Below are 13,473 nucleotides of genomic sequence, written 5' to 3'. Positions count from 1 at the left end.
CACTTAGCAGATAAAAAAAATTGAAAGAATGGAAAATGCCACATTGAATGATGAATACGGCTACGTTAAGGACAGCAAAGTATTTTTAAAGGGGTATCTGGATTTCCCCGACCGGCAAATTGGAGAAGTAAAAAGGACTGAGCAGGAAGCGATTGACTATTTCAAGAATCGTTTTAACATTGTCCTGAACAAAGTAGAGCAGCTGGAACGCGAAATTGATGAAGCACTTAATAAGGGCTCCTATCTTACCAAACTGATCCAGTTACAGCGCAAGTTGAAAAGTTTTGATGCATTGGGCGATTTTGTGCCTTTGCTCAGAAGGCTCGAAGAAAAAGAAGAATATCTCAAAAGCCTGATCGAGGTTAACCAGCTCAAAAACCTGGAAATCAAACGCGCACTGATCGAAGACGTGAAAGTTGCCGCCGCTGTTACCGATTACGCTACTGCAACGGACCAGATTCAGGAGATCAAAGCCAAATGGATCCGTACCGGGCCGGTCGACAAGGAATATCAGGAGGAAATCGAGACTACATTCCAGCAAATCCTGGATGATTTCTTCCAACGCCGTCGCGATTACTTCGACGAGCAGAACAAATTGAACCAGCATCGTATAGAAGAATACGAAAAGCTGATCAAAATCACTAAAACGCTTAGCTACGCCAAAGATCTCGACGAAGCTTACGCCAAAGCGAGAGATGTTCGTAATGCGTGGAATAATATTGGAGAGGTTCCGCCGAAGCGCTTTTTCAAAGTCAATAAGGCTTATCGCCACTTCCTTAAACTGTTCTACGATAAATATAATGCGGCCAAAGGCATCGAGCCGAAAGTTCGCGTCGACCCACGTATTGTTGAACAACAAAAGCTGCTTGCCCAGGCCGAAACATTGCTGAAATCGCCCGATATTATCGAGGCGTCACAGGAAGCCAAAGTCCTGCTTAGCAAATGGAAGGAGATCAAAATTCCGTTCAAACTTGCGGATAAGGAGCTCGCCGAAAGATTCCGGATGGTGTGCGACAAGATATTTGAACTCAGCTACCTGGCGCGCGTGATCAGCCGCAAATACCCGGCCTTCGACCTGAAAAGTCCCGAAGAGCAGCTCCGTACCAAATACCGCGAGCTCGAATGGCTTACCAAACGTGAGAAAAGCGACCTGGAATTCGCGCAGCTGGAATTTGACCGCACCGCTACCGGCGATCCTGAACAGGACAAGCAGGCAGTAGGCCGCATCAATATCCAGAAACGCAAGGTTCAGATGAAAGAGCGTATCCTCATTGAGTTTGAAAGAAAATTGAAAGCTATTACCGGGTGACGCTCACGGGCTGACCTTCAGCGGGTGACGCTCACTGGCTAATGTCTTACCGGCTAGTGTCGCATTGACGACTTATTAATCACCAAATTGGATTGCAATACCCTGGTCTCAAATTCGGCCGGGGTATTTTTGCTTTCAATGAGGTCCAAAAGCAGTGAGGTCGCCTGCTGCCCCATTTCGAACGACGGCTGCGTGACCGAGCTTACCGGCGGATCGAGGAGCGAGGACATGGCGATGTCGCAAAAACCTACTACCGCCACATCGTCGGGCATCTTGTAGCCGAGCTGCCGTAATGCCCAATGGATGCCCATCGTAATGCGGTCGCTGGCGCCGAAAATCGCATCGGGGCGCTCGCGGAGTGCCATAAGCTGGTAGGTGCGCTCGGTACCGCCGGCCTGGGTGATCTCGCTGTGGAGCACCCATTCTTCCTGGAAATCGATCCCGTATTTCCGCAATGCATCCTTATACCCTTCCAGGCGAAAGCGCGTAATGGACACTGGTTTCGGGCCGGCAATGTGTGCAATGCGCCTGCAACCCCTTTTAATCAAATGCTCCGTGGCATCGAATGCGCCTTTGTAGTCGTCCACACGCACCTTATGTGTGTGCATAGCGTCGCTCACGCGATCAAAAAACACTACGGGAATGCCCTGTTCCTGCAAAGATGCGAAATGGTCGATGTTCTCCGATTGACTTGAAATGGCAACCACCAGGCCATCCACCCGGCGCGACGCAATGTGGCGTGTTGCAGAGCGCTCCCTTTCGAGCAATTCATGACTTTGGTAAATCATCGTGTGGTAGCCGCGGCTGTACGCAATATCTTCCACACCGCCGATCGCCGAGGAGTAGAATCGGTTGGCAATGTCCGGCACGATCACGCCGATTGTCTGCGTGCGGTTTTTGAGCAGGCTGATCGCGATCGGATTGGGGTAATAGTTGAGCTGCTCGGCCAGGTCGATCACCTTTTGCTTGGTTTCTTCACTGATCTCACTGCTGTCGCGCAGCGCCCGCGACACGGTCGATTTGGAAATGCCGAGTTGTCTTGCAATCTCTTTGATGGTGATAGAAACCTTTTTCATAGGGCTGTATTGAAATAGTACAATCTTACTAAAAAACGTCGGAAATACCCCGACGGTCAATGTTGCGCAAAGTCGCTGGCGTCCGCACAAAGTTCCGGGAAAAATTGCGGGAATGGGAACGGTTCCGGGAACGGTTGCGTAAATTTATTGCTTTTTTTCAAGATTTATTTTTGTGTATCAGCGAATCAGTATTTAAACTAGGTAAATCATCGACGAAGACAAGGGGCTAAATACCACTACAATTCCAGGAAATTTTCTATAATTAACCTAGCTCAGCTAACATGGAGACAAACTCATTTGCCAGTGCATTACCATCAGCCTGTTCTCAGAAAAGTATACTGGAAACCCTGTTTGGCAGAGTGGTGACTAACGGTGATTATAATGCTTTCCGCGAGTTGTTCACGCGCCATTACCGGTCGCTTTGTAACTACGCCATGCGCGTGGTGGTGACGCGGGAGATCGCGGAAGAAGTGGTATCCGATGTATTTGTGAAACTTTGGAAAAATCGTGAGCAGATTGAAGTGCATACTTCGTTTCAGGCTTACATTTACAGGGCTGTGCGCAACCAGGCACTGGATTACTTGAAACTGCGTATCCACCGGCAGAATGAGCGGGATTCGCTGGAATCGGTGCAGTGGAATATGAACCACGCCGACCATTTCTCGCCCGCAGAGGAGCTGTCGTACAACGAGTTTTACTCGCATATAGAAGATTGTATCCAGGCACTGCCGCGCCAGTGCCAGCTCATTTTCCGCCTCAGCCGCGAAGAAGGCCTTCGCTACCGCGACATTGCGGAGCGTCTGGAAATCTCGGTGAAAACGGTAGAAACCCAAATGAGCCGGGCATTGAAGGTACTGCGCGAGAGGGTGCCGGAGCATAGGCTGGTGGCTTAAGGGGACTTCGGCAGTCGGCAATCGGCTGTCGGCCTTTTAATTCTTGTTAATAAATGTGTAAACCAAAAAAGCCGATGGCTGATTGCCGACGGCCGAAGTAAAAAAATGGCCGACGGCCGAAAGCCGACAGCCGAAGTACATTTAAAATGGCATTAGAACAAACCTGGCGTTGGTTTGGGCCTAACGACCCTGTTTCGTTGCAGGATATCCGTCAGGCCGGGGCAACCGGAATCGTAACCGCATTACATCACATTCCCAACGGAGAAGTTTGGGAGGTATCAGAAATTCAGGCGCGTAAGCAGTTGATCGAAGACGCTGGCCTTACGTGGTCGGTCGTGGAAAGCGTGCCTGTGCACGAGTCGATCAAGACGCGGTCCGGGGATTTTGAAAAACATATTCTGAATTACCAGCAGTCGCTCCGTAACCTGGGGCAATGCGGTATCGACACCGTCTGCTACAATTTCATGCCCATTCTCGACTGGACGCGCACCGACCTGGACGCGCCGATGAAGGATGGCTCCACGGGCTTGCGTTTCGATGCAACGCAGTTCGCCGCATTCGATCTTTATCTGTTAGAAAGACCGGAGGCCGGAGACTTGTACACCGACGACCAACAGCGCGCTGCCAAAATTTGGCTGGACTCGGCGTCAGAGGAAGATAAACAAAAACTCGTCCGTAACATTATAGCCGGTCTGCCGGGTTCGGAAGAGAGCTTTACCGTGGAAGAATTCAGGAAGGTTCTGAAAACTTACGAGCATATCGGCGATTTTGAGCTGCGTACGCATTTGTACCAGTTCATCCAGGCCATCGGGCCGGTAGCAGAAGAAGCGGGTGTTCAATTGGCGATCCACCCCGACGATCCCCCTTATCCGATTCTCGGATTACCACGCGTGGTAAGTACCGAAAATGATGCCGAAATGCTTCTCAAAGCATATGACAAGCAAGCCAACGGCATTTGTTTCTGTACGGGATCATACGGTGTAAGGCCGGATAACGATCTGGCCGGAATGGTCGACAGGCTCGGCAAGAGGATCCACTTCATCCACCTGCGCGCCACCAAGCGGGAGCACGACGGCAGCTTCTACGAGGCCGATCACCTCGATGGCGACGTGGATATGTATGGCGTGATGAGAGCGTTGGTGTTGGAGCAGAAAAGGCGGGAAAATGAAGGTAGAACCGATTTGAGAATGCCTTTCCGTCCTGATCATGGCCACCGTATGCTCGACGACCTGTCGGCTGCGAAGCGGACCAACCCGGGTTACACGGCCATCGGGCGCCTGCGCGGGCTTGCGGAGCTGCGCGGCCTCGAATACGGGATTGAAAGAAGTTTGTGATTGTAACAAGAAAGAGAATGGAAACGATTAGCACCGCTGTACAAAAGACCTTCATTTCCGAAGATTTCCTCCTCCGTTCGGAAACCGCGCGTATCCTTTACCATGATTATGCAAAGGAAATGCCGATCATCGATTACCACTGCCACCTTCCGCCCGATCAGATCGCCGAAGACAAGCAGTTTGAGAACCTGACGCAAATCTGGCTTTACGGCGACCATTACAAATGGCGTGCAATGCGTGCGAATGGTATCAACGAGCGGTATTGCACGGGTGACGCGAGCGATTGGGAGAAGTTTGAACAATGGGCGGCCACGGTACCGTACACGATGCGTAATCCGCTCTATCACTGGACGCACCTCGAATTGCTGCGCTACTTTGATATTGATATTGTTTTAAATAAACATACGGCGCGCGAGATCTACGATGAATGCTCGGCCAAGCTGCGCCAGCCCGATTATTCGGTGAAAAGTCTGCTGAACCGCATGAATGTGAAGGTTATCTGCACGACGGATGATCCAACGGACTCATTGAACTACCACAGCGCGATCAGCGAAAGCGGTTTCGATATTCGCGTGCTGCCGACATTCCGGCCGGACAAGGCGATGCTCCTGATCGAATCACCGGAGGATTTCAAACAGTATTTGACTAAACTGGCACAAGCGGCAGGCACTGGCGAGATTACTTCTTATGATGCATTGCTGGCCGCATTGCAAAACCGCCACGATTTCTTCGCTTCGATGGGCGGCCGCTTGTCGGATCATGGTTTGGAACATATTTACGCTGAATTTGATGAAGCAGCGGCGCGTGAAGCATTTGCGGCTGCATTGAAAGGCGAGAAGCCATCGGCAAACCAGGCGCTGGCGTTCAAATCGGTGCTGTTGTATGAAATGGCTAAAATGGACCATGCCAAAGGCTGGACGCAACAATTCCACCTCGGTGCATTACGCAATAACAACGAACGTATGCTTCGCGAACTCGGCCCGGATACCGGTTGGGATTCTATCGGCGATTACAGCCAGGCGCAGGCGCTTTCGAAGTTTTTGAACAAACTCGATTCGACGGACCAGCTAGCGAAAACGATTTTGTATAACCTGAATCCTGCCGACAATGAAGTGCTGGCGACCATGACGGGTAACTATAATGACGGTACCGTTGCCGGCAAAATGCAGTTCGGCTCAGGCTGGTGGTTCCTGGATCAAAAAGACGGTATGGAGCGGCAGATGAATGCATTGTCGAATATGGGCTTGCTGAGCCGTTTCGTGGGAATGCTGACGGATTCACGCAGCTTCCTTTCGTACCCGCGGCATGAGTATTTCCGCCGGATTCTTTGTAACCTCATTGGTCAGGACGTTGAGAATGGCGAGCTGCCGAACGATATTCAATGGCTGGGTAAGATGGTACAGGGTATTTCTTACAACAACGCCAACAAATATTTTGGCTTTTGATTGAAATCCGAATTTAAATACGCTAATAAAAGGAATAGCCCAGACATTTGTTGTGGGCTATTTTAATGTTAATACTTAATTTTGGCGCGTAATCATTTTTCAATGGCCCGTCAGGGAGCTTCATTCTTTCGCAAACGGGCAATAGTTTAAAATATGGCTCAGATAGTATCCTTCGGGGAAGTCCTTATGCGGCTTTCCACTCCTGGTTTTTCCCGTTTTGAACAAGCCCGTCAATTGAATGTAACATATGCTGGTGGCGAAGCGAACGTTTCGACTGCATTGGCATATTGGGGACACAGCACGGCGCATGTTACCCGTTTCCCTGACTCGCCCATCGGACGTGCGGCGGCTCAGTACCTGCATTTCCATGGCGTTGATACGTCACATATTCTTTTCGGGGGACCGAGAATGGCCGTTTACTTCCTCGAAACCGGCGCTGCTATGCGCGGTAGCCAGATCGTGTACGACCGCGCCAATTCATCCCTCGCAACGATCGACCCGAAAGAACTGGATTGGGACAATATCCTGAAAGACGCGAAATGGTTTCACTGGGCAGGTATTACCCCGGCATTGTCGCAAGAAGCTGCGGACGCATTGCTCGACGGTATTAAGGCTGCCCGCAAACGTAATATTACCGTTTCCGGGGACATTTTTTACCGTGCCAATTTGTGGAAATACGGCAAAAAGCCTTCCGATATCCTGCCTGAGCTGACTGCTGGAACGGATGTTGTAATCGCCAACAGCATCAATATCAAGGAGATTTTTGACATAGACGGAAACGATTTTGTCGAATCCTGCGTCAATTTACAGAAGGCTTTCCCGCAGGTGAAAACGGTGGTGGATACCAAAAGAACGTCAATCAGCGCGTCGCACAACCTGTTGCGGGCGTTTTTATGGAATGGCAAAGAGCTGCTCGAAACGGAAGACATCGAAATCAACCCGATTATTGACCGAGTAGGCGGCGGGGACGCATTCATTGCCGGCCTTATCCACGGCCTCATTACCTTCGACGACCAGCAAAAAGCGCTGGAATTCGGGGTAGCTGCTTCGGCATTAAAACATACCATTGAAGGCGATGCATTGATCTCGACGATCGCCGAAGTGGAAGCTATCCGTCAGGGAGAGACCTCAGGAAGAATCAAACGCTAGTAACCTGGCCAACAATCATGGATAAAGAAACAACACTGATACTTTTGAACGAAGTCGGCGTACTGCCGCTGTTCTATCATGCAGATATTGAAATTGCCAAAGAGGTGATCAATGCGGCGTACCGCGGAGGAGCGCGGGCATTCGAATTCACCAATCGCGGCGACAATGCCTTTAATGTGTTTACGGAGCTTCTGGCTTATGTAAAGGAAAGCCTGCCCGGCCTGTCAATGGGAATCGGTACGATTTATGATGCGGAAACCGCACAAAAATTCATCGATGCCGGCACCGATTTCATCGTAACGCCTTGCCTCAATCCGGCAGTAGGCGAGGCTTGTTTAAAAGCTGGCATCCCCTGGATTCCGGGGATTTCTACATTGACTGAAATCTACAACGCGCAGCAAGCCGGTGCGGAAGTAGTAAAGCTTTTCCCGGGCGAAGTAGTTGGTTCCGCATTCGTACGCGCGATCCGCGGGCCTATGCCGAAGGTGAAAATCATGGTTACAGGTGGCGTACAGCCTACCAAGGAAAGCATTAACGAATGGTTCGGCGCAGGTGCCTATGCCGTCGGTTTGGGCTCAAACCTCTTCCCGAAAGATGTAGTAGCGCAAGGAAACTACCCGTGGATCGAACAAAAAGTAGCAGAAAGCATCGCGCTCGTGAAAGAGTTCCGCGCGAACAGCTGATTAATACTCCAAAATATCGCTCAGGCGCGTGGAGAGGCCCACTAGCACTTCACCGCCTGAAAGCGTTTCTTCAAAATGTACTGCAAGCGGAGGCTTGCCCGGTTCGTAAACGTAGGTCGTCTGGCTTTTCAGACATACTAGCCAGGCAAGCCTCACGCCGTTTTCAAGCCACTTCACCATTTTTCGTTCCAGGTAACGGAGGCTATCTGTTTTGGATTGTAATTCAATCACAAAATCCGGAGCCATGTATGGAAACGAATTCTTTTCATCGTCTGTCAGCGCATTCCAGCGGTCTATTTGTATCCAGGCAACGTCTGGTACTCGCATGGACCTGTCTTGAAGAAAAAAACCTCCATTTGATTCAATTACCCTTCCTCCCTTTTTCTTGCGGTTCCAAATGATTAGTTCGCCGATTAATTCGCTGTTGTTAGAACTGCCAAGGAGAAAGGTAGGTGTCATAGTGATGTGTAGTTGACCGTGTTCATCCCTTTCGACCATTAAGTTGGGATTGGCCACGCAGAATGCGACCAACTCGTCATCGGTGAAGTGCGGATGCGCGGGTATGTTCAAGGGAAGAATCATAATGTGCTTTTTATCAAATATAAGCATTTGCCAAAATGAAAGCCAATTGACTTTCTCCTGCATAATTTTGTAACTTATAAGGCAATTAGCCGTGACAAAGTTATGCTTACCGTTGCCATCATCATTTCGCTGGTTCTGCTTTCGCTCGGGTTTATCGTTACGCCGGGTAATGCTAAATACCTGTTATCTGGGTACAATACGATGTCCGAAGCGGATCGCGCGAAAATGGACATTGTTTCCTACGTAAAATTTTTCAATCGCTTTCACATATTCCTCGGCATTAGTGAGCTGGCAGGAGTGTTGATCCTCAATGCCTTTAATCCCAACTGGGCTACGGTGTTCATGGTTACGTACCCGCTGCTGGCGTATGTGTACATGATCGCCGTGGGCAACCGCTATTATACGGGCACGAGCGGTCAGCGGGTGGGGACCTACATTGTCATGGCCATTATCCTCGTAGTGGTAGTAGGTGTAGGTTATTTGATGTTTACGGGCATGAGAAACAGCGAAATCTTCCTGACTTCACGTGCATTGGAAATCAAAGGCCTTTCCGGGATTAAAATTGCACGGGATGATGTGACCGAATTCGTTGTTACCGATAGTCTGCCCGACATTTCGAGCAAGGCGAACGGCTTCGCAGGCGGAGAGTTTGCCAAAGGTGCTTTCAAGACAGACGACGGCCGTATTGTCAGATTGTATATCAATAAAAAATCTCACCCGTACCTGCTGATCAAAACAGTGACGGATGAGATTTATTTCAGTTCCGATGCCATCTCGGCTAATGAACTTTACAATCAGCTCAAAGCGTGGAAGTCCCCGTGAATACCGGCTCGGTCATGTAACCTTTCACGGCATCGGCAAACCCCGGTAGCAATGTAAGGTCGGTATCCCAAAGTGATACATCGCTCAAAACCTGCTGAGCCAGATCGACCGGCGATGCTGCATTCTTCCATTTCTCATCAAAATAAGCCGCAGCGTCACAGCGGATGGAGTACGGCTGGCCGTCGCGTTCGCCATAGTAAGCGTTGTCTTTGTGCATTACCGGCTTCATAAATCGCAGGAATGCGGCAAAGCCTTTGGCAAATAGTGCAGGCACTTCATCCGATTTCTGGTAGTGGTTCAGAAGCGTCGGGATATTGCGCATTTTCATCTTGGCCGTGTATTGCACGGTAATGTCTATCAGCTGGTGGCGGATGAATGGATTGCGGAAGCGATCGAGTACCTGGTTGCCGAACTCCTGTGCCTGTGCGGGATCGACAGCGTACGGGATTGCTGGCGCGAGTTCTTTCAGCATCACATCCGCGATAAATTGCGCTGTTTCGGCATTTTCCATCGCTTCGCGAACTGTGTCCAGGCCGTGCAGGTAAGCAAGGCCCGAGGCCAGCGTATGGGTGCCATTCAGTAATCTCAGTTTCAATTCACGGAACAAGTCAATATCCGGTTCGATCACCACACCTTTGTCGGCCTGGGCAAAGCTCAGCACGTTGCGTACATGCTGGTCACCCTCGATGGCCCAGAGGCGGTACACCTCGGAAACGATCAGCAAATCATCGCGGAAGCCATGTTTTTCGGAGAGTGCAGCCACTGTTTCGGCGTCGGGTTTCCCGGGAACGATGCGGTCTACCAGCGAACTGCAAAAGTGGTTATAGTTTTCAAGCCAGTAGATAAACGCCCTGTCCAGATCATGCCGTTGGGCCTGTTCCAATACGATGGCTTTCAGTTTAGGGCCGTTACCGACAATCAACTCGGTAGGTACAATCACCATCCCCGATTCCGGAGCACCGTTAAATGCTTTGTAGCGCTCCAACAAATAGGCCGTAAGCTTACCCGGGAAGGACACCGGCGGGTTGGCGAAAATATCGTCGTCGACCAGCTGGATACCCACCTCTGTCGTATTTGAAATCACAATATTAAGCTCTGAGCTATGCGCACATTCGAGGATATCGGCCCAGTCGCTGCCGGCGGCCAGGGTGCGGCTAATGCTGCTGTTGATAACCGTTTCGTCGATTTGGTGGCCGTTTTCGATTCCACGAATGCTGTGCGAAAAAATATTCTGCTGCTCCGCAAATGCATCGGTTCCCCCGGTGCTGGTCGATTTCACCACCACGATCCGGCCATTGAAAATACCCTGCGCATTGGCCTTGTTTACAAAATAGTCGGGCAGGCCGCGCAACAGCACACCTGTGCCGAACTGGATGATTTTTTCCGGCAATGCAAGAAGTTTCCGATGATCGGCGAGAAGTTCGGGCTGCTGGTCGAGCAGTTGGGGAGAAAGCTGCGGTAACGACATTTTTTAGTAGATAAAAGGTTTGACAATATGACGCCGTTTGGAAAGCATAACCCCTAAACAAAAAGAGGCACCTTTTCGGTACCTCTTTCGCATATTTTTAAGCCTGGCCTAAACCGTCATAGTAACAAATCCGCTTTCTTCTCTTTCTTTCTTTTCATCGGGAAAAACGAAGTTCATCGGATTATTCACTTTTTCGGGAAGGAGTGCAATACCAAGCACTTCATCAACCTGGTCCACATAATGGAAGGTGAGGTCTTTGATATAGTTGGCTGGTACTTCTTCCACGTCTTTGCGGTTTTTAACACAAAGGATAATTTCTTTCACTCCCGCACGGCGCGCAGCAAGGATCTTTTCCTTCACGCCTCCTACCGGAAGCACCTTTCCGCGCAAGGTAATCTCGCCGGTCATCGCAATATACGGTTTCACACGGCGCTGTGTAAATATCGAAGCCATGGAAGTGGCCATCGTTACGCCTGCACTAGGCCCATCCTTAGGCACAGCGCCCGCAGGCACGTGTACGTGGAGGTCGTAATGGTTGAAAATGCGGTAGTCGATACCCAGCCGCTCTGCATTCGCTTTGAGATAGGATAATGCCGCCACGGCCGATTCTTTCATGACATCGCCCAGCTGGCCGGACAGTGTCAGCCCGCCTTTTCCGCGGCTCAGGCTCGTTTCGATGAAGAGGATTTCGCCACCTACCGAAGTCCAAGCGAGACCGGTCACAACGCCTGCGAAGTCGTTGTCCTGGTACAAATCCTTGTCAAAAATCTCCGCACCAAGGTATTTCTCGATCTGTTCGGCTTTCACGGTCTTGGGATAATCCTGCTCCATGGCCACCGATTTCGCGATCTTCCGTACCACCGTACCCACTTTCTGTTCGAGGTTACGCACGCCCGACTCGCGGGTGTAGCCCTCGATCACTTTCAGCAACGCCGCGTCGTCGACTTTCACGTCGGTCGATTTCAGGCCGTGATCTTTGCGCTGCTTCGGAACGAGATAGCGTTTGGCGATCTGCAATTTCTCTTCGATCGTGTAGCCCGTCATTTCGATGATCTCCATCCGGTCGCGCAATGCGGGGTGAATGGTGTCCAGCGAGTTGGCGGTGGCTACGAAAAGAACCTTCGAAAGATCGTATTCTACTTCGAGGTAATTATCGGTAAATGAGGAGTTCTGCTCTGGGTCGAGTACTTCCAACAATGCGGAAGAAGGATCGCCGCGGTAGTCGGAGCTCACCTTGTCGATTTCGTCGAGGATGAATACCGGGTTGGCAGAACCTGCCTTTTTAATGTTCTGGATGATCTTACCCGGCATTGCGCCAATGTAAGTCTTACGGTGGCCGCGGATTTCGGCCTCGTCATGCACGCCGCCGAGCGCCATACGGATGTATTCCCGGTTCAATGCCTTCGCGATGGACTTGCCGAGCGAGGTTTTACCGACACCCGGAGGGCCGTAAAGGCAAAGGATCGGCGCTTTCAGGTTACCTTTCAGTTTCAGTACTGCCAGGTATTCGATAATGCGTTCCTTTACTTTTTCGAGACCGAAATGGTCGGCGTCGAGCACTTTTTGGGCCCTTACCAGGTCGAAATTGTCTTTGGTATATTGTCCCCACGGCAAATCCACGAGTGTTTCCAGGTAATTCATCGTTACCGGGTATTCCGGGGCCATCGGGTTAACGCGCTGCAATTTGCTCAGCTCTTTCTCGAAATGCGCTTTCACGGGCTCCGACCATTTTTTCTGGCTGGCCTTCAGGCGGATTTCGTCGAGGTCGCGCTCGGGGCTATCCATTCCCAGTTCATCATGCAAAACCTTGATCTGCTGGCGAAGGAAATAGTCGCGCTGCTGCTGGTCGATATCCGAGCTCGCTTTCGTCTGGATTTCCCGTTTCAGTTCCAGCATTTCGATTTCGCGCATCATGTATTGCAGCAAAAGCGTTGCTTGCTTGTGGCCGTTGCGCTCTTCGAGCAATTTTTGCTTGTCGGCTATCTCTACATTGATGTTCGATGACAGAAAATGGATCAGGAAGATCGGGCTTTCGATGTTATCCAATGCAATGCGCGCTTCCTGCGGAATCTCCGGGTTCAGGCGCATGATCTTGTGCGCGCCGTCACGAAGCGATTGCAGCATTGCTTTCGCCTCTTTTTTGGTAGGTCCCACAAACGAGTCTTCAATCGGACGCACTTCGGCAGTCAGATAAGGTTCTTCGTTTATAATGGCTTTGATTTCGAAACGCTGGCGGCCCTGTACGATGATCGTCACGTTACCATCCGGCAGAGTGATCATTTTCAGGATTTGCGCGACGGTACCAATGTTGTAAAGGTCCTCGGCAGTAGGGTCTTCCTTGTTCGGAATGGCCTGGGTGACGGCACCGAGAATACGCTGATTGATATCGGAGTTGCGGTATATCTTTTTAACAAGCCTGATGGCTTTCTGGCGCACTACTGTCACAGGAATGACCATTCCCGGGAAGAGCACCGTTTGCCTGATCGGAAGTATCGCTAATTCATTGGGAAGTTCAAAAGGCTCGTCAGAGCCATCGGGGCCACCAAGAGGAACGATTTCAAGGCTATCCATGTCCGAGTCGGACATCAGCAGCCGGCTATATAGATCAGAAGGTTCAAATTTCATAGGCATTCTGTCAAATTGACAGATAATCTTTTCCCAATATATAAATAATGACTTTCAAAAGAAAGGCATTATAAAACAAAATAGCCG

The 13,473-nt window shown here is 50.4% G+C and carries 11 protein-coding genes; 7 read left to right on the top strand and 4 right to left on the bottom strand.

The window, feature by feature from the left end:
- Nucleotides 1-28: 28 nt before the first annotated feature.
- Nucleotides 29-1,309 carry a DUF349 domain-containing protein gene (locus J2Y43_RS07410; RefSeq protein WP_223401564.1) on the top strand — a complete coding sequence of 427 codons (1,281 nt, stop codon included), beginning with the start codon at nucleotides 29-31 and terminating at the stop codon, nucleotides 1,307-1,309.
- Between the two features lie 53 nt (nucleotides 1,310-1,362).
- Here J2Y43_RS07410 and J2Y43_RS07405 read toward each other — a convergent pair whose 3' ends face one another.
- Nucleotides 1,363-2,385 carry a LacI family DNA-binding transcriptional regulator gene (locus tag J2Y43_RS07405; RefSeq protein ID WP_090156108.1) on the bottom strand — a complete coding sequence of 341 codons (1,023 nt, stop codon included), beginning with the start codon at nucleotides 2,383-2,385 and terminating at the stop codon, nucleotides 1,363-1,365.
- 281 nt (nucleotides 2,386-2,666) lie between these two features.
- On the opposite strand from J2Y43_RS07405, the gene J2Y43_RS07400 reads away from it, so the two are divergent.
- From J2Y43_RS07400 to J2Y43_RS07380, 5 genes are all read left to right on the top strand, one after another.
- Nucleotides 2,667-3,278: an RNA polymerase sigma-70 factor gene (locus tag J2Y43_RS07400; protein ID WP_309980577.1), complete on the top strand. Its 612-nt coding sequence runs from the start codon at nucleotides 2,667-2,669 to the stop codon at nucleotides 3,276-3,278.
- Nucleotides 3,279-3,424: 146 nt separating this feature from the next.
- Nucleotides 3,425-4,612 carry a mannonate dehydratase gene (uxuA, locus tag J2Y43_RS07395; protein ID WP_309980578.1) on the top strand — a complete coding sequence of 396 codons (1,188 nt, stop codon included), beginning with the start codon at nucleotides 3,425-3,427 and terminating at the stop codon, nucleotides 4,610-4,612.
- A gap of 17 nt (nucleotides 4,613-4,629) precedes the next feature.
- Nucleotides 4,630-6,057, top strand: coding sequence for a glucuronate isomerase (uxaC, locus tag J2Y43_RS07390; RefSeq protein ID WP_309980579.1), 1,428 nt, complete (start codon nucleotides 4,630-4,632; stop codon nucleotides 6,055-6,057).
- Nucleotides 6,058-6,210: 153 nt separating this feature from the next.
- Entirely contained in the window at nucleotides 6,211-7,206 is a 996-nt protein-coding gene (locus tag J2Y43_RS07385) for a sugar kinase (RefSeq protein WP_106594104.1), read from the top strand.
- A gap of 17 nt (nucleotides 7,207-7,223) precedes the next feature.
- Nucleotides 7,224-7,889 (top strand): bifunctional 4-hydroxy-2-oxoglutarate aldolase/2-dehydro-3-deoxy-phosphogluconate aldolase, encoded by a 666-nt coding sequence (locus tag J2Y43_RS07380; protein ID WP_106594105.1) that lies wholly within the window; start codon nucleotides 7,224-7,226, stop codon nucleotides 7,887-7,889.
- Here J2Y43_RS07380 and J2Y43_RS07375 read toward each other — a convergent pair whose 3' ends face one another.
- Nucleotides 7,890-8,534, bottom strand: coding sequence for a Uma2 family endonuclease (locus J2Y43_RS07375; RefSeq protein WP_309980580.1), 645 nt, complete (start codon nucleotides 8,532-8,534; stop codon nucleotides 7,890-7,892).
- A 39-nt stretch (nucleotides 8,535-8,573) separates the two neighbouring features.
- Between J2Y43_RS07375 and J2Y43_RS07370 the strand changes: the two genes are divergently transcribed.
- Complete coding sequence (locus J2Y43_RS07370) at nucleotides 8,574-9,293, top strand: DUF3784 domain-containing protein (protein ID WP_309980581.1); 720 nt, start codon at nucleotides 8,574-8,576, stop codon at nucleotides 9,291-9,293.
- Here J2Y43_RS07370 and J2Y43_RS07365 read toward each other — a convergent pair.
- Both J2Y43_RS07365 and lon read right to left on the bottom strand, forming a co-directional pair.
- Nucleotides 9,271-10,761, bottom strand: coding sequence for a tagaturonate reductase (locus tag J2Y43_RS07365; protein WP_309980582.1), 1,491 nt, complete (start codon nucleotides 10,759-10,761; stop codon nucleotides 9,271-9,273). The two genes, J2Y43_RS07370 and J2Y43_RS07365, sit on opposite strands and share 23 nt — an antisense overlap.
- 108 nt (nucleotides 10,762-10,869) lie before the next feature.
- Nucleotides 10,870-13,386: an endopeptidase La gene (lon, locus tag J2Y43_RS07360; RefSeq protein ID WP_309980583.1), complete on the bottom strand. Its 2,517-nt coding sequence runs from the start codon at nucleotides 13,384-13,386 to the stop codon at nucleotides 10,870-10,872.
- Nucleotides 13,387-13,473: the final 87 nt, after the last annotated feature.

It is taken from the genome of Dyadobacter sp. BE31 (assembly GCF_031457695.1).
Lineage (GTDB): Bacteria > Bacteroidota > Bacteroidia > Cytophagales > Spirosomataceae > Dyadobacter.
This window is presented reverse-complemented; position numbering and strand designations above follow the sequence as displayed.

Excerpts from the sequence above, each read along its gene's own strand:
- lon (WP_309980583.1), bottom strand. The coding sequence starts at position 13,386 with ATGAAATTTGAACCTTCTGATCTATATAGCCGGCTGCTGATGTCCGAC.
- J2Y43_RS07385 (WP_106594104.1), top strand. The coding sequence starts at position 6,211 with ATGGCTCAGATAGTATCCTTCGGGGAAGTCCTTATGCGGCTTTCCACT.
- J2Y43_RS07410 (WP_223401564.1), top strand. The coding sequence starts at position 29 with ATGGAAAATGCCACATTGAATGATGAATACGGCTACGTTAAGGACAGC.
- J2Y43_RS07375 (WP_309980580.1), bottom strand. The coding sequence starts at position 8,534 with ATGCAGGAGAAAGTCAATTGGCTTTCATTTTGGCAAATGCTTATATTT.
- J2Y43_RS07370 (WP_309980581.1), top strand. The coding sequence starts at position 8,574 with ATGCTTACCGTTGCCATCATCATTTCGCTGGTTCTGCTTTCGCTCGGG.
- uxuA (WP_309980578.1), top strand. The coding sequence starts at position 3,425 with ATGGCATTAGAACAAACCTGGCGTTGGTTTGGGCCTAACGACCCTGTT.
- J2Y43_RS07380 (WP_106594105.1), top strand. The coding sequence starts at position 7,224 with ATGGATAAAGAAACAACACTGATACTTTTGAACGAAGTCGGCGTACTG.
- uxaC (WP_309980579.1), top strand. The coding sequence starts at position 4,630 with ATGGAAACGATTAGCACCGCTGTACAAAAGACCTTCATTTCCGAAGAT.
- J2Y43_RS07365 (WP_309980582.1), bottom strand. The coding sequence starts at position 10,761 with ATGTCGTTACCGCAGCTTTCTCCCCAACTGCTCGACCAGCAGCCCGAA.
- J2Y43_RS07400 (WP_309980577.1), top strand. The coding sequence starts at position 2,667 with ATGGAGACAAACTCATTTGCCAGTGCATTACCATCAGCCTGTTCTCAG.
- J2Y43_RS07405 (WP_090156108.1), bottom strand. The coding sequence starts at position 2,385 with ATGAAAAAGGTTTCTATCACCATCAAAGAGATTGCAAGACAACTCGGC.